The 14,330-nt window shown below is 65.5% G+C and carries 14 protein-coding genes; 6 read left to right on the top strand and 8 right to left on the bottom strand.

All coding sequences use genetic code 11. The annotated features are described in order from the left end of the window. The first annotated feature begins 243 nt into the window (after positions 1 to 243). Entirely contained in the window at positions 244 to 765 is a 522-nt protein-coding gene (locus IVA92_RS24265) for a hypothetical protein (protein ID WP_247277607.1), read from the top strand. Between the two features lie 245 nt (positions 766 to 1,010). On the opposite strand, the gene IVA92_RS24260 is transcribed toward IVA92_RS24265, so the two are convergent. Further along, positions 1,011 to 1,790: a protein phosphatase CheZ gene (locus IVA92_RS24260; RefSeq protein WP_247277606.1), complete on the bottom strand. Its 780-nt coding sequence runs from the start codon at positions 1,788 to 1,790 to the stop codon at positions 1,011 to 1,013. A gap of 312 nt (positions 1,791 to 2,102) precedes the next feature. Between IVA92_RS24260 and IVA92_RS24255 the strand changes: the two genes are divergently transcribed. Beyond that, the gene (locus tag IVA92_RS24255) at positions 2,103 to 2,915 is read left to right on the top strand and encodes a L,D-transpeptidase (RefSeq protein WP_247277605.1); all 813 of its coding nucleotides are present in this window, start codon (positions 2,103 to 2,105) and stop codon (positions 2,913 to 2,915) included. Positions 2,916 to 3,567: 652 nt separating this feature from the next. Here IVA92_RS24255 and IVA92_RS24250 read toward each other — a convergent pair. The 6 genes from IVA92_RS24250 to IVA92_RS24225 all read right to left on the bottom strand — a co-directional run bounded on the left by IVA92_RS24250 (position 3,568) and on the right by IVA92_RS24225 (position 9,498). Next, positions 3,568 to 4,380 (bottom strand): DUF2076 domain-containing protein, encoded by an 813-nt coding sequence (locus IVA92_RS24250; protein WP_247277604.1) that lies wholly within the window; start codon positions 4,378 to 4,380, stop codon positions 3,568 to 3,570. Positions 4,381 to 4,505: 125 nt separating this feature from the next. Beyond that, positions 4,506 to 5,351, bottom strand: coding sequence for a ChbG/HpnK family deacetylase (locus IVA92_RS24245; RefSeq protein WP_247277603.1), 846 nt, complete (start codon positions 5,349 to 5,351; stop codon positions 4,506 to 4,508). Then, a complete protein-coding gene (locus IVA92_RS24240) occupies positions 5,348 to 6,394 on the bottom strand; it encodes a glycosyltransferase family 2 protein (protein ID WP_247277602.1) in 1,047 nt (348 codons plus the stop codon). The genes IVA92_RS24245 and IVA92_RS24240 overlap by 4 nt, the downstream gene beginning before the upstream one ends. Positions 6,395 to 6,478: 84 nt before the next feature. After that, a complete protein-coding gene (gene hisG, locus IVA92_RS24235) occupies positions 6,479 to 7,456 on the bottom strand; it encodes an ATP phosphoribosyltransferase (protein WP_247277601.1) in 978 nt (325 codons plus the stop codon). Between the two features lie 3 nt (positions 7,457 to 7,459). After that, on the bottom strand, positions 7,460 to 8,611 hold the full coding sequence (locus IVA92_RS24230) for an ATP phosphoribosyltransferase regulatory subunit (protein WP_247277600.1): 1,152 nt from the start codon (positions 8,609 to 8,611) through the stop codon (positions 7,460 to 7,462). Between the two features lie 134 nt (positions 8,612 to 8,745). After that, complete coding sequence (locus tag IVA92_RS24225; protein WP_247277599.1) at positions 8,746 to 9,498, bottom strand: 16S rRNA (uracil(1498)-N(3))-methyltransferase; 753 nt, start codon at positions 9,496 to 9,498, stop codon at positions 8,746 to 8,748. Between the two features lie 209 nt (positions 9,499 to 9,707). On the opposite strand from IVA92_RS24225, the gene IVA92_RS24220 reads away from it, so the two are divergent. Both IVA92_RS24220 and ubiA read left to right on the top strand, forming a co-directional pair. Continuing rightward, positions 9,708 to 10,373, top strand: coding sequence for a hypothetical protein (locus IVA92_RS24220; protein WP_247277598.1), 666 nt, complete (start codon positions 9,708 to 9,710; stop codon positions 10,371 to 10,373). Then, entirely contained in the window at positions 10,370 to 11,302 is a 933-nt protein-coding gene (gene ubiA / locus IVA92_RS24215) for a 4-hydroxybenzoate octaprenyltransferase (protein ID WP_247277597.1), read from the top strand. The genes IVA92_RS24220 and ubiA overlap by 4 nt, the downstream gene beginning before the upstream one ends. Before the next feature lie 7 nt (positions 11,303 to 11,309). Here ubiA and IVA92_RS24210 read toward each other — a convergent pair whose 3' ends face one another. Continuing rightward, entirely contained in the window at positions 11,310 to 11,828 is a 519-nt protein-coding gene (locus tag IVA92_RS24210) for a DUF6101 family protein (RefSeq protein WP_247277596.1), read from the bottom strand. Between the two features lie 305 nt (positions 11,829 to 12,133). Between IVA92_RS24210 and IVA92_RS24205 the strand changes: the two genes are divergently transcribed. Next, entirely contained in the window at positions 12,134 to 13,501 is a 1,368-nt protein-coding gene (locus IVA92_RS24205; RefSeq protein ID WP_247277756.1) for a TldD/PmbA family protein, read from the top strand. Then, a complete protein-coding gene (locus tag IVA92_RS24200; RefSeq protein ID WP_247277595.1) occupies positions 13,488 to 14,306 on the top strand; it encodes a 3'(2'),5'-bisphosphate nucleotidase CysQ in 819 nt (272 codons plus the stop codon). Before IVA92_RS24205 ends, IVA92_RS24200 begins: the two co-directional genes overlap by 14 nt. Positions 14,307 to 14,330: the final 24 nt, after the last annotated feature.

Here is a 14,330-nt window from a genome sequence, read left to right as displayed (position 1 = left end):
GCCGAGGATCGACGGCGCGCTTAGCAATCGGGCTCTCCGAGTGCTAATAGTGCGCCCGGAAATATGGCTTGGCCGCGATCCTGTCAAGCAAAGGTGGTTAAGCGATTGGTGAGGCGGATATAGGATGGTGGCATTGGAAACTCGTTCGGGGCGCCGGCGTATCAAACGACGGCATTGCTCCGGCAGCGGTTTTGCGCTTGGCTGCTGCAGGGGTGCGGCCATGGTCTTGTTCGGGGGAATGCCATGATCAGTTCAGCTTGCGCGCGCACGGTTGCCAATCTGGCCGCCGCGTCCTGTCTGGCGCTATTGCTGGGCGCCTGCGGCGGCGGCATGAGCCTGCCGTCCTTCTCGTCGTCTTCGCCGCCGCCCGAGGCTGAGCCCGGCACCGGTCCGGAAATGCCTGCGACGATCCGCGCCGACGAGATCGTCGGCCGCTGGGGCCTCGCCTCGTTCCAGAATCCGGCCGACCGGGCGCGCACCGAGGCGGCCGCCCGGGCCCAGTGCAAGAATCCTTATGTGATCACCGCCGGCTCTTCCGGCGGCGTGATCATGCATCTGGCCGACCAAGCGACTCCGCAGGAGCTGCGGCTGAAGGGCTCCCCGAGCGGCAAGAATTACATCGGGCCGGCCGGCCCGACGCCGGGCGACCAGGACCGCGAGATCATCTCCTTCGACGGCCGCGTGCTGATCACCCGTTTCATCGACAAGGACGCTGCCACCCGCTACGGCAACATGGTCTACGTCCGCTGCGCGCCGAGGGCGTGATTGACTTTTCCCCTCTCCCCTTGTGGGCGAGGGTGGCTCGCCGCGACGGCGGCGAGACGGGTGAGGGGTCTCTCTCCCCGAAATCCAACTTCATTTGAGTTCGCGGATACAGACCCCTTATCCGGCGCTTCGCGCCACCTTCTCCCACAAGGGGAGAAGGGAAGAAGGGCGCGCGATCGACGTCTCCAAAAACAAGAACGCCGGCCCCCAAGGCCGGCGTCTCGTTCTCATATCCTCGCGTCCGCTCAGTCGAACAGCGCGTCGATGTCGTCCTGCGAGGCGTGGCCGACGTCGCCGGCGAGCTTCGGGCCGTTGAGGAGCTTCTCGTCCTCGCTGCGGTTGTCGACATGCGCGGGCACATGGGCCTTGATCGCGTCGACGCCGCCCCAGATCTCCATCATCGCATTGATGTGCTGCTCGATGAACTTCATCGTGGTCATGACCTTGCTGATGCGCTGGCCGGTCAGGTCCTGGAAGTTGCAGGCTTCGAAGATCGAGATGACGCGTTCCTGGATGTCGTCGGCGAGCCGCTTCTGCTGATCGGCCGATTGCACCTTGGACATCGCGCTGGCCGCCTGGTCGATCGACTCGGCGGCTTCGAGGATTTGCTGGGTCGCCTGCTCGGTGCCGCCGACGACCGCGCCAAGCTCGCCATTGACCTTGGCCATTTCGCCGCCGTCGAAGCTCTTGCCGTGCAGCGTCGCGATCTCGCGCTTGGTGCGGTCGATGGCGTCGTGGATGAGGTCGAGCTCGACCTTCAGCTTCTCGCACTGTTCGATCTGGGCCCGGTAGGTCTCGAGCATGGTGCGGGCCTCGGAGAGCTCGTGGGTGGTGGAGGCATCGATCGCCGCCATGGCGGCGCTGCCGGACAGCGGAATAGTGCCCTTCGCCATCTGTGCGCGGATCGCTCGCAACTCGGCCATGATCTCGCTGTGCATCGGGATTGCCTCTTCGGTTTCGTCAAGAATCGGCATCTCGCCACCGACGATGTCTTCGACACGGAAACGTTTGCGGTGAACAGCCATCAGGTACTCCCCCACCTCACTCACGCGTCTTTGTAGGCAGAAGCGATTTAACACGAAGTTCACAGCAGGAACCGATGCGCGGCGTCGCGCGCCGCCGCGCAAGGACGCGATTAACCATGGCCTTGCTGCATTCACCGAAAATAAACGCTGATCGCCAAATTGCCCCGCGCTTGACGATGTGGTGAATCCAAAGGCTGCTTCCGTTTACCAAACAAAACGGCTTTTGCTTTTTATTGACCACGCCGAGGGACGCGGATCAGCCACCAGCTCTCCACGGCATGCGGTCTAGACGAAACAGTACAGAGTACGTCGATGTTCAAGAAAATGTCCGTCGCGCTGCTCGGCAGCGCTTGCACCGTCATTGCGGGCGCAAACAGCGCCAGCGCCTTCGACAACAGGGTGCCGAACGATCCGCCCGCGGTGCTCTATGCCCCGCAAGTGCCGCCGGCGCCAGTGCGCGTCGCCTCAAATTCGAACATGGGCGGCGGCTTCATCGAGTTTCTATTCGGTGACGGTCCCGGTCGTGGTCCGGCCTACGCGCCCGAGCGGCCGGTGTATCAGCAGCAGCCGGCCTATTACGACCAGCGCCGTCTGCCGCCGATGGGCGAGCCGCAGATGCAAGGCGCGCTTCTGCAAGGTGCGGTCCAGCAGGACGCGGTCGATCCGCGGCAGCGTCCGTTCGATCCGAAATTCGAGAAGCAACTCGTCGATTATAGCGGCAAGGAAAGTCCCGGCACGATCTTGGTCGATACGCCGAACAAGTTCCTCTATCTGGTCGAGGGCAATGGCAGGGCAATGCGCTACGGTATCGGTGTGGGTCGTCCCGGCTTCACCTGGTCGGGCGTGAAGTCGATCACGGCCAAGCGCGAATGGCCAGACTGGACGCCGCCGGCGGAAATGCTCGCGCGCCGCCCCGATCTGCCCCGGCATATGGAAGGCGGCCCGGAAAATCCGCTCGGCGCCCGCGCGATGTATCTGGGCTCTACGCTCTATCGCATTCACGGCTCCAACGAGCCCTGGACCATCGGCACCAACGTCTCCTCCGGCTGCATCCGCATGCGCAACGAGGACGTCATCGACCTCTATAGCCGCGTCAATGTCGGCACCAAGGTCGTGGTGATGTGAACGTCATGCGCTCGATGTGAGCCGACCTCTGCGTGTCGCGCCAGCTCGCGATGCGCGGCATCGAAGGCGTTGCGTGCCGTCGGCGTACGCCTTCAGCTAGGGTCTATGCTCGCTGGCGGTGACGCGTCGACCCGAAACGATGGGCAAGCGAGCGGCGGCGACGAGTTGACGAATGGGAATGCGGTGCGCGAGCGGAGCGGTTCAACCGTCGCGCCGACCGCTCCGCCTTCCTGACACGCTCGTGCAGTCCCTCCAACTCATACAATTCGGTGATGAGATGCGTTGTCACGTCGGTCAAGGTTGCAATGCGCTGCTGAAGTGGACTCATTTCTAAAAACCCCAACTATAACCAGAGAGGCAGCCACGTCGGTGTGTGTGGCACGAGCAACGTGTTCTTCAAGTTGAACACCCATGTCCAAATTTGGAAATCCGGGAGTCTACGGCCGCGCGTGTCAGAGGGCGATTTCGTGTTTCATGGTGAACTCGGCGCGTCCGGCCACGTTTAGCTCCGTGCAATGCAGCAAGCGTGCGGATTAGTCATATTGTATCGATCGGATTCTCTGTGCGACGTGGCAGCGAGGGCGCTTGAGTTATCCGGTAAAAGAAAACGGCCGCCTAAAGGCGACCGCTGCGCATCTATCGGGCGAATTGCTCACGCGTAATCGCTGCCGCCGTCGTCGCCACCGCCGAAGTCGCTGTCGTCGGCCACATCCATGTTGTCGTCGCGATCGTCGTCATAGGTCTGATCGTTGTTGTTGTCCCGGTCGTTCGACGCCTGGTCGAAGAAGCCCTGGCGGGAGTCGTGATTCGAGCCGATGTCGTTGAGGCCCGCGTCGCGCGCCAGCGAACCGCCTGACTGATCGCTGCCGCCCCAGGGGCTGCGGTCGCCCAAGGCGTTGGTGTCGCCAAAAGCCTGCTGATGCGGTCCGCCCATCATGCCGCGGATGCTGGAGAGCAGCAGCGAGCCGCCGACGACGCCGGCTGCCGCCGCCGCCGCCGTGCCGAGGAACGAGCCGCCGCCACCGCCGATAGGGGGCGCGCCATAGCCCTGACCCGGACCTTGGCCGTAGGCCTGTCCGTAAGGCGGCTGACCATAACCCGGCTGGCCTTGCTGCATCGCCTGGCCGCTGTTCCAGACCGGCCGCGAATCGCGCGGCGGCACGTTCGGCACAGAACTGCGCGACGAGCCACCGCCGAATAGCGTGTCACGCATGGTATCTAGGAAGCCGCCGGACTGCGCCTGCTCGGGCGCCTGCCCCGCTTCCAGCTCCTGGATGCGGCCGTGGGCGCGCTTCAGCGCTTCGTCCTGCAGCAGCACGGTCTGGACCAGCGCGTAGATCGCACCGGGTGCCTTGCGCAAGCCGTCGGAGATCGCGGCGATCGCGTCGGGATCGCGCGGTGCATTTTCGAGTTTGGTAAGCCGGTCGAAAAGCTCGTCGACGAGCTGGCGTTCCTGCGGCGTCATGATCTGTCTCCTTCGCGCAAAACCAAGCGCGAGGCAGATGTAGGGTTCCATTGTGGCCCCAACAGTGCCGGCCGGATTAAATTTCGGTATGCGACAAGCTGCCTCGCACGGCCGTTTCGGCGATTTCACCCCAGCGTGACCCCACTGTCCGCCAGCAGACGTGGGAATGCGTCGCCGGCGAGATAAGCGTGCTCGCGTTCGCGCACATCCGTCATCGGGTCGAGGCCAACAAGGACGTCATCGACGAATCCGGGATGGCACATCACGAGACCACCGTCGGGGAGGCCTTCCAGGAACTGCCGCATCAATGCGCCGAAATCGGCCGCCCGCGTGAAGTCGTAAGCGCCGGCGAAGCCTGGATTGAAGCTGAGGCCGGCGCTGCCGGCGCGGCGGCGGAATTGGGCGCTGAGGATATCGAGCACCATGGCCTTTGGTGACGCCAGCCGCCGCGCCAGCGGCAGGTTGCGGCCGCCCTGGCGTACCCACGCGTTCGGTGCGGTCTCGCTAACGGCATCGACAAAGCCGTCGCGCACCTGCGGATAGAGCTGGACGTGCTGGTGGCCATCGACGAAGTCGGGCGCACGTCCGAATGCTTCCATGAAAGCTGCGAGCTGCGCCTTCACCTCGTTGCGAAAGAATTCGCGGTCGAGCCGTCGCATCAGTGCGGCGCGCAGCAGCTTCGGAAAGGCCAAGAACATGTCGCCGTCGAGTGGACGGAAATGCATGGTGAGCGGCCGGAACGGTGCCGACAGCGTCACGTGGAGGCCGATCGCGCAGTGCGGGCTCGATTTGGCTGCCGCGTCCAGCGCTTCGATCTCGCTGCGCGCGATCGCAGGTCCCACCATCATCACCGACGTGGCGTTGAGGCGGCCGCGTTCGATCAGGTCGCGGATGGCGCGATTGACGCCCGCGCTGATACCGTAATCGTCGGCGCAGAGCCAGATTCGCCGCAGACTCGCGGCCGCGCTCATTCGGCCGCCGTCCGCTTCGAAGCGTCGTCGGCGTTGTCGGTCTCGAAGCGCTTTTCGCTGTGCTCGGCGACGAAGTAGATCGGGCGCGCCTTTAGCTCGGAGAGGATCTTGCCGATATATTCGCCGACGATGCCGATCATGATGAGCTGCACGCCGCCGATGGTCATCAGGCCGACCACGAGCGAGGGATAGCCGGGCACCTGCTTGCCAGTCGTGAACACCTCCCAGAGGATCGAGAGGCCGAACAGGAAGGCGATCCCGGCGAGCACCACGCCGAGCAGGCTGGCGAAGCGCAAGGGAGCGACCGAGAACGAGGTCAGGCCCTCGATCGACAGGCCGAGCAGGCGTGCGGCGTTGAAAGTGGTGGCGCCATGGGCGCGCGGCGCCGGTTCGTAGTCGACGCGGATCTGGCGAAAGCCGATCCAGCTGGCCAGTCCCTTGAAGAAGCGGTTGCGCTCCGGCAGCTGTCTCAGCGCTGCAACCGCCCGCGGCGAGAGCAGGCGGAAATCGCCGGCGTCCTCGGGAATCTTCTGCCGCGCGCCCCAATTGATCAGGGCGTAGAAGCCGTGCACGGCGAGCCGGCGCAGGAAGCTTTCGTTGTCGCGATGCGCCTTGGCGGTATAGACGACGTCGTAGCCGTCATCGATCCAGTGCCGCACCAGCTGCTCGACCAGGGCCGGCGGATGCTGGCCGTCGCCGTCCATGAACATGACGGCGCCGAGCCGGGCATGGTCGAGGCCGGCCATCAGCGCCGCCTCCTTGCCGAAATTGCGCGACAGCGAGACCACCTGGACGCCGATTGCGTCAGCCGGCAGGCTGCGGGCGATCGACAGCGTCGCATCCGCGCTGCCGTCGTCGACATAGACGACCTCGCAGGCCAGGCGATAGCGCTGCCGCAAGGTCTTCGCGAGTTCGCAGATCCGCTGGTGCAGGGCGGCGAGGCCCGCCGCCTCATTGTAGACGGGGACGACAATCGAGAGTCCCTTCGCGGCGGCGCTGGCCGCGGTGGTCGTCATGCCGGAAACGTCAGAGCCCAGCGTCATCGATCAAGGTTCCAAGGCGTTAGGTCTTATCAACAGCATATGTTAGCTGCGGTTTGCTGTCGCTACGCTGAACGAAACAGAGGCTCACCGCCCCAGAAAGGCCTCGAGCTTGGCGAACAGCGGGTTCTCCCGGTCGAACACGTAGTCGAGCGAAACCACCGAGACGGTCTCGGCGCCATGCTCGCGCAGGAAGCTCGCCAGCGCATAGAGTTGGTCCGGGGGGCAGTGCAGCGTCAGCATGCCTGACGAGGTCGGTCCGCCAAACGGGGCCGCGACGCCGAACCGGCTGTGGGCCTCGCCGAGCAGGGCGGCGTCGCATTGCCGAAAGCGGGTGCGGACCTCGCGGTACTTGTTGGCGCGGGCTCGCGCCGCAATGTGATCGAGGATGACGCGCGCAGTCTCGCGTGCCTGCAACGACCAGTCGGCCTCTTTGGAGGCGACCAGATTGGCCTGGCTGCGCAGGATCACGCCGTCGTCGAGCACCCGCAAGCCATTGGCGGCGAGCGTCGCACCGGTCGTAGTGATGTCGACGATCAGCTCGGCGCTGCCCGCCGCGGGCGCGCCTTCGGTGGCGCCGGCGCTTTCGACGATGCGGTAGTCGGTGATGCCGTGGCTCTGGAAGAAGGCGCGGGTCAGATTGACGAACTTGGTCGCGACCCGCATCCGCATGTGATGTTGCTCGCGGAAGCCGGTGGTCACGTCGTCGAGGTCGGCCATGGTGCGGACGTCGATCCAGGCCTGCGGCACCGCGACGACGACGTCGGCATAGCCGAAGCCGAGCCCCTCGATCAGTGACACGCGCTTGTCGGCGTCCGCGATGTTCTCGCGCACCAGGTCTTCCCCGGTGACGCCGAGATGCGCAAAACCGCGGGAGAGTTGCGAGGCGATCTCGCTCGCCGAGAGATAGGCGACCTCGACATTGTCGAGACCCGCGATGGCGCCGCGATAGTCGCGGGCACCGCCGGCCTTCGACAGCTTGAGCCCGGCGCGGGCGAAGAAGGCTTCCGTGTTTTCCTGAAGGCGGCCCTTGGAAGGAACGGCCAGAACGAATGGCGCGCTCATGACTTAAGCCCCCACCTTGCGGCCGATCTTGGTCAGCGCGTCCACCCAGACCGAGAAGCCGACCGCGGGAATTGGCTGCACGGAGCCGAGCTGGGTCATCAGCCCGTCATAGCGGCCACCGGCGACCAGCGGCTCGGCGCCATTACCTCTGTGATGCAATTCGAACTCGAAGCCGGTGTAATAGTCGAGCCCGCGGCCGAACGCGGTCGAGAAACGCGTCAGCTTCACGTCGATGCCGCGCGCCGCCATGAAGCCGACCCGGCTCTCGAACTGGTCGATCGCAGCCGTGAGATCGAGCTTGGCATCGGCGGTCAGTGCACGCAGCTTTGCGACGGCATCGTCGGGATTGCCTGCGATCGACAGGAAGCGTTTGAGCACGGTGATCGCCTCGCGCGGCAACGCGCCACCCTTGAGGGTCGATTGCTCGAGGAAGCGGTCGGCAATCTCGGCTGTGGTACGGCCGCCGACATTGGTGGTGCCGGCGATCGACATCAAATCGGTGACGAAGGCGAGCGCCGCCTTGCGGTCCGAGCCGGCCAGCGCAGCGAGCACGCCCTCATATTCGCTGCGGGTCGCGGTGGCCGCGGCCGCCAGCCGCTCCAGATCCTGCTCCAGGCTGATCTTGCGGTTGAAATCCTTGACCAGGCGGCGGCGCCAGACCGGATAGAGATCGAGCGCGTCGAGCAGGGCATTGAACAGCGCGACGTCACCGGTGCGGATCTCGACGTCGCCGACACCGAAGGCGGCAGTTGCCTCCAGGGCCAGCGCCAGCATCTCGGCATCCGCCGCGGCGCGGTCCTGGCGGCCGAAGGACTCGATGCCGGCCTGGAGAAACTCGCTGGCCTGGCCGCCGCGGTATCGGAACACCGGGCCGAGATAGCTGAACCCGGCCGCTTGGCCGGCACGGCCAGAGGCGAGGTAATCGCGCGCCACCGGAATGGTCAGGTCCGGGCGCAGACAGAGCTCCTCGCCCGAGAGGTCCGTGGTCAGGTACAGGCTCTTGCGGATGTCTTCGCCCGAGAGGTCCAGGAACGGCTCGGCCGGTTGCAGGATGGCGGGCTCGGCCCTGACATAGCCCGCCTGCGCGAACGACAACAGCAGCGTATCCGCCCAGGCGGCGGAGCCGGCAGCATTTGAGGTGGCGGTCGCGGTCATAATAGAGGTCCATCGTCCCGGTGGAACCGGGCAGGCAAGGGAAGGGACGGGAATTGGCGCAGCCCTTAGCATGGCCCGAATGCGGTTTCGACCTCCAAAGGATCAATCGCTTAACGGGTGGGCAATTCCCCGGATTAGGTGGACTTGCCCCAATCGCCCAGCACCGCCTGCACCAGCGCCAGGGCCGCCACCGCGGCGGTGTCGGCCCGCATGATCCGCGGGCCGAGCGCCAGCTGCAGGATTTTCGGCTGCCGCAGCAGCAGCGCCCGTTCCTCCTCGGCAAAGCCCCCTTCTGGGCCGATCAGCACGTCGATACCTTTGCCGGCCTCGCGTGCGTTCTGCAGGCTCTGAACGGGGTTTGCAACCGCGGCCGCCTCATCGCAGAAGATGAGCAGGCGGTCTGCGGCGCGCTGGCTGAGGTACCGCTCCAGCGGCACCGGCTCGGCCACCGAGGCGATGCTGAGGATACCGCATTGCTCGGCGGCCTCGACGACGTTGGCGCGCATTCGCTCGGTGTTGACCCGGGAGGCCTGGGTGAACCGGGTTAGGACCGGCTGGAGCCTGGCGGCGCCCATCTCGATGGCCTTCTGGACCATGTAATCCAGCCGGGCATGCTTGAGCGGGGCGAACACGTAGGCCACGTCAGGCAGCCCGTCCTGAAGCCGGGTCTGCTGAAGGATCACAAGGCCATCCGGCCGTTTGCGGCCTTCGATGGCAGCCTGCCACTCGCCGTCCCGGCCGTTGAACGCCAAAACCTCGGCCCCGGCGGGCAGCCGGAGCACGTTGCCCAGATAATTGCTCTGGTCGCGGTCGAGCTGCACCCTGGCGTCTTGGGCGAGGGGGGCGTCGACGAACAGGCGAGGGGCGCGAAAATCGTGGGAAGGCATGGTTCAAAGGTCCAATTTGCCGCCGTTCTTAACCGAAACCAGTATTTTTGGGGGTAAATATCGACGAATTGGTGCGTCTCCGCGCCGCGCTCTTGCCCTATTCAACGGGTTGTTAAGCCCCGGCGGGAATCGTAAAAACGCGAACACGCTGGTTGCGCTTCGATTGGAAGACGCCGAACCCGTAAGCTCCTGCCGGAGAGACTGCCTTCATGATCCGTCGCCTGATGGTCCCGATCACTGCCGCCGCCATGGTCGCCATGGGTGCTGCGGGCGCTAATGCGCAAAGCGCGTTCCCGGCACCGCTGCCAAACCAGGCCGCCACCAGCTCCGCCTTTCCGCCCGTGAACGGCTCGGCACCCGTTGCCTCCGTCGGCACGGCGCCGCAATCATCCTTTCCCGTCAACGGCGCCGCGCCGATCGGCGGTGCCGGCGCTTTCAGCGCAGCTCCGCCGACGCAAGGCGGTCCCGGCGAGGACTGCATGAAGGCCTTCATTCCGCTCCGCGAGGAAGCCGAGAAGCGCGGCAAGCTGATCAAGGCCGCGAGCGACCGTCATGCGCCGCCGGACGAGGCGTGCAAGCTGATCGGCAACTTCAGCCAGGCTGAGCTGAAAATGATCAAGTACATCGAGTCCCACGCCGCCAAATGCGGAATCCCGCCGCAGATCGGCGAGCAGATGAAGACCGGCCACAAGAACACCGAGGCCATGCAGAAGAAGGTCTGCATGGTCGCGCAGCAGATGCAGCAGCAGCAGGCGCGCCCGGCCGGCCCGTCGCTGAGCGAGGTGCTGGGTTCGGGCTCGGCGCCGGAAGCCAATGCCGGCAAGAAGGGCGGCAGCACCTTCGATACGCTCAACGGCAACGTCCTGACCCGATGAGCGATACATCCGCCCGCGTTGCCGACTCTACAGGCAACTGGGTCGATACGCTCGCGCCGCAATGGGCGCGGCCTTATTTGCGCTTGTCCCGCTTCGACCGTCCGATCGGCTCCTGGCTGCTGTTGATGCCGTGCTGGTGGTCGGCGGCGCTCGCCGCCGGCATGGCGCACGAGATCCGCGGCCTGCCGCTCACCATCGTGCTGTTCTTCATCGGCGCCTTCGTGATGCGCGGAGCCGGCTGCACCTGGAACGACATCACCGACCGCGACCTCGATGACAAGGTCGAGCGCACCCGCTCGCGGCCGCTGCCGTCAGGGCAGGTGACCACGAAGCAGGCGCTGCTCTTCATGGTCGCACAGGCGCTGATCGGTCTCGTGGTGCTGTTGCAGTTCAACCGCTTCGCGGTGCTGACCGGCATCGCCTCGCTCTTGATCGTCGCGATCTACCCCTTCATGAAGCGCATCACCTGGTGGCCGCAGATCGTGCTCGGGCTGGCCTTCTCCTGGGGCGCCCTGATGGGATTTGCCGTCACCTTCGGACGCATCGACGTCACCGCGCTCGTGCTCTATGCCGGCGCGATTTCATGGGTGATCGGCTATGACACGATCTACGCGCATCAGGACGCCGAGGACGACGCGCTGATCGGCATCAAATCCACCGCGCGCCTGTTCGGCGCGCATACGCACCAGGCGCTGATCCTGTTCTATGGCTTTGCGGTGATGCTGATCGGCGTCGCGCTGGCTTCAGGCGATGCGGGCTGGCTGGCCTGGCTCGGCCTTGCGGCCTTCGCCGTGCATCTGGCGTGGCAGATCGTGCGGCTGAGGATCGATGATCCCGAACTGTGCCTGCGCCTGTTCAAGTCGAACCGCGATGCGGGGCTGTTGCTATTTGCAGGATTACTCGCCGACGCGGCAATGCGGGCGGCGTAGTTGCCACTCAATCCCTTGCAATGATCTCGCGTTCGCCCTGATGCACGGTGAGTTCGCGCGCGATGCCGGTGCGCCGGCGCATCAAGAATTTCGGGCGGCGGGCGCGGATCGCGTTGGCGCGACGGCGGCGCGGCGCGGGTTTGCGTGCGCCTTCGTCGAGCTGCGGAAGCGCGAAGATCTCGCTCCAGATCGCCCAGGCTTGCGCGATCTCGTCGGCCTCGGCGCCGACCAGCAGCGGAATGGAGAGCGAGGGATCGCGATGCACGAGGACGAGGGTCTGCACCTCGTCATTGCCGCGCAGCGCGACGCCGGTGAAGTCGCTGACACGGACGTTGATGGCCATCTGCATGCCGCGAACGGCACGGCGCAGCACGACACGCTCGCGATGAAGCTCGATCTGCCTGACATGTCCGTCGGCGCGCGGATCGTGCGCATCGAAGCGGACCGGAAGGGAAAGAGGGTCGAGCCGCAAGGAGCGGCTCGACCCGGCGGGAGCGACCCCGCATGTTGCTGTTTGACGCCTCACGGCTTTAGTTCTCCCCGCCGGGATTATGTTCCCGGTCGATGCGAGGACCTTAGCGCGCGCCTTTCCGAAACCGCTTAAAAAGGCTGGTTAACCCACCGTCACTGCTGCTCATGATTGACAAGACCTTGGCGCGCATGATTGACGAGACGTTGCGCGAGAGCTGCGAATCTGAGCTTTTGGCGGGCTGAAAATGCTTGAAGTCCGCGCTATCAGGGCACATCTGTGGGTTCCGGTCCCGAACCCGCCCCAACAGGATTTCGTTCGTGAACTCTTCACCATCCGCAAGCTCGACGCTTTCGACCCAAATGTCGTCGCAGGCCCATCGCGACCTGTTCGATCAGTCCGCGCTCTCCGATCTCGCGCAGCGGCTGGTCGAGGCCGCCAAGCGCGCCGGCGCTGATGCAGCCGATGCCGTCGCAGTACGCGGCGTCTCGCAGGGCGTCGAGGTGCGCGACGGCCGCGTCGAGGAATCCGAGCGGTCCGAGGGCGACGATGTCGGCCTGCGCGTGCTGGTCGGCCAGCGCCAGGCGGTGGTCTCGACCAACGACGTCAGCGGCGATGCCGTGACCAAGCTCGCCGAACGCGCGGTGGCGATGGCGCGTGTTGCGCCCGACGACAAATATGTCGGCCTAGCCGATCCCGCGCTGCTCGCGCGCGACTTCCCCGATCTCGACCTGCTCGATCCCGACCTGCCTACGACCTCAGAGCTCGAGCGCCGCGCGCTTGCGGCCGAAGCTGCGGCGCTCGGCGTGAAGGGGGTGACCAAATCCGGCGGCGCCTCGGCTTCCGCCGGCATCGGCGGCATGGTGCTCGTCACCTCTACCGGCTTCCACGGCTCTTACCTACGCTCCAGCCAGGGCATTTCCGCCACCGCCATATCGGGCGAAGGCACCAGCATGGAGCGCGACTACGACTTCACCTCGGCGCCACACGGCGCCGATTTGTTGTCGCCGGAAACCGTCGGCCGGTCCGCCGGCGAGCGCACGGTGGCGCGCTACAATCCGCGCAAGGTCGAGACCTGCAAGGTGCCCGTCGTGTTCGATCCGCGCGTTGCGGGCTCCCTGGTCGGCCATCTCGTCGGCGCCATCAACGGCGCCTCGATCGCGCGCAAGACCAGTTTCTTGAAGGACAAGCTCGGCCAGCAGCTGTTCGCGAAGAACATTCGCATCGTCGACGATCCCTTGCGCAAGCGCGGCCTGCGCTCGCAGACGTTTGACGCCGAAGGCGTCGCGGTGAGGAAGATCGCGCTGGTCGACGAGGGCGTGCTGACGACCTGGCTGCTCGACTGCGCCACCGCGCGCGAGCTCGGCCTCACCACCACCGGCCACGCCCATCGCGGCGTCTCCTCCTCGCCGTCGCCCGGGCCGTACAACCTGCATCTCGAGGCCGGCACGCCGACGCCGGCCGAGCTGATCGCGGACATCAAGCAGGGCTTCTACGTCACCGACCTGATCGGCTCCGGCGTCAACGGCGTCACCGGCGATTACAGCCGCGGCGCCTCCGGCTTCTGGATCGAGAACGGCGAGATCACCTATCCCGTCAGCGAGGTGACGATCGCCGGACATCTATTCGAGATCTTCAAGTCAATGCAGCCGGCGAACAATCTCGAATTCCGCTACGGCATCAATGCGCCGACGGTGCGCATCGAGGGTTTGACGCTTGGCGGACGCTGACGCGCAATCCCCAGACGCGACCATCCTGACACGCGATGCGGCGCTGCTGAAGGACGCGGTGCGGGACGCGGGCGCGCTGGCGCAGTCGATGTTCCGCACCGAGCTGAAGAAGTGGATCAAGGGGGCATCCTCGCCGGTGTCGGAAGCCGACATCGCGGTCAACAATCTGCTCGAAACGCGCTTGCGCGCTGCGACGCCTGACTATGGCTGGCTGTCCGAGGAAAGTGCCGACGATGCGGCACGGCTGTCGCGGCGACTGACCTGGATCGTCGATCCCATCGACGGCACGCGCAATTATCTGGGCGGTCATGACGATTGGTGCGTGAGCGTCGCGCTGGTCGAGGATACCTCACCGGTGCTTGCCGCGGTGTTCGCACCGGCGCGCGATGAATTCTTCTTCGCGGTCCGCGGCCAGGGCACGACGCTGAACGGGGCGCCGGTGCGGGCGACGTCCGGGTCCGAGTTCGACTTCGCGCGCGTCGCCGGCCCGAAGCCGCTGGTCGAGCGGCTCAATGCCACGGGCGGTGAGATCAAGCTGCATCCGCGAATCGGCTCGCTCGCGCTGCGTCTGTGCCGGGTCGCCGATGGCGCGCTGGATGCGGCCTTTGCGGGCGGCAACAGCCATGATTGGGACCTTGCGGCGGCCGATTTGATCGTGCAGGAAGCGGGTGGTAAGATGAGTGACCTCTCCGGAGAACCCATCCTCTATAACCGCCGGGAAGTGGCGCACGGGGTGCTGGTGGCAGCGGGACGCGATCGTCATGCGGGCATTGTCGCGCATTTTCGAAACCGCCCCTTGCCCTAAGCGCTTCGTCGTGCTTGTCGAACA

The sequence above is a fragment of the Bradyrhizobium sp. 154 genome (assembly GCF_023073875.1).
GTDB lineage: Bacteria > Pseudomonadota > Alphaproteobacteria > Rhizobiales > Xanthobacteraceae > Bradyrhizobium.
The sequence above is the reverse complement of the archived record's forward strand: the minus strand, read 5'-3'. Positions and strand labels throughout refer to the sequence as shown.

Excerpts from the sequence above, each read along its gene's own strand:
- IVA92_RS24265 (WP_247277607.1), top strand. The coding sequence starts at position 244 with ATGATCAGTTCAGCTTGCGCGCGCACGGTTGCCAATCTGGCCGCCGCG.
- IVA92_RS24260 (WP_247277606.1), bottom strand. The coding sequence starts at position 1,790 with ATGGCTGTTCACCGCAAACGTTTCCGTGTCGAAGACATCGTCGGTGGC.
- IVA92_RS24230 (WP_247277600.1), bottom strand. The coding sequence starts at position 8,611 with ATGACCGCGACCGCCACCTCAAATGCTGCCGGCTCCGCCGCCTGGGCG.
- hisG (WP_247277601.1), bottom strand. The coding sequence starts at position 7,456 with ATGAGCGCGCCATTCGTTCTGGCCGTTCCTTCCAAGGGCCGCCTTCAG.
- IVA92_RS24225 (WP_247277599.1), bottom strand. The coding sequence starts at position 9,498 with ATGCCTTCCCACGATTTTCGCGCCCCTCGCCTGTTCGTCGACGCCCCC.
- ubiA (WP_247277597.1), top strand. The coding sequence starts at position 10,370 with ATGAGCGATACATCCGCCCGCGTTGCCGACTCTACAGGCAACTGGGTC.
- IVA92_RS24240 (WP_247277602.1), bottom strand. The coding sequence starts at position 6,394 with ATGACGCTGGGCTCTGACGTTTCCGGCATGACGACCACCGCGGCCAGC.
- IVA92_RS24245 (WP_247277603.1), bottom strand. The coding sequence starts at position 5,351 with ATGAGCGCGGCCGCGAGTCTGCGGCGAATCTGGCTCTGCGCCGACGAT.
- IVA92_RS24205 (WP_247277756.1), top strand. The coding sequence starts at position 12,134 with ATGTCGTCGCAGGCCCATCGCGACCTGTTCGATCAGTCCGCGCTCTCC.
- IVA92_RS24255 (WP_247277605.1), top strand. The coding sequence starts at position 2,103 with ATGTTCAAGAAAATGTCCGTCGCGCTGCTCGGCAGCGCTTGCACCGTC.
- IVA92_RS24250 (WP_247277604.1), bottom strand. The coding sequence starts at position 4,380 with ATGACGCCGCAGGAACGCCAGCTCGTCGACGAGCTTTTCGACCGGCTT.
- IVA92_RS24220 (WP_247277598.1), top strand. The coding sequence starts at position 9,708 with ATGATCCGTCGCCTGATGGTCCCGATCACTGCCGCCGCCATGGTCGCC.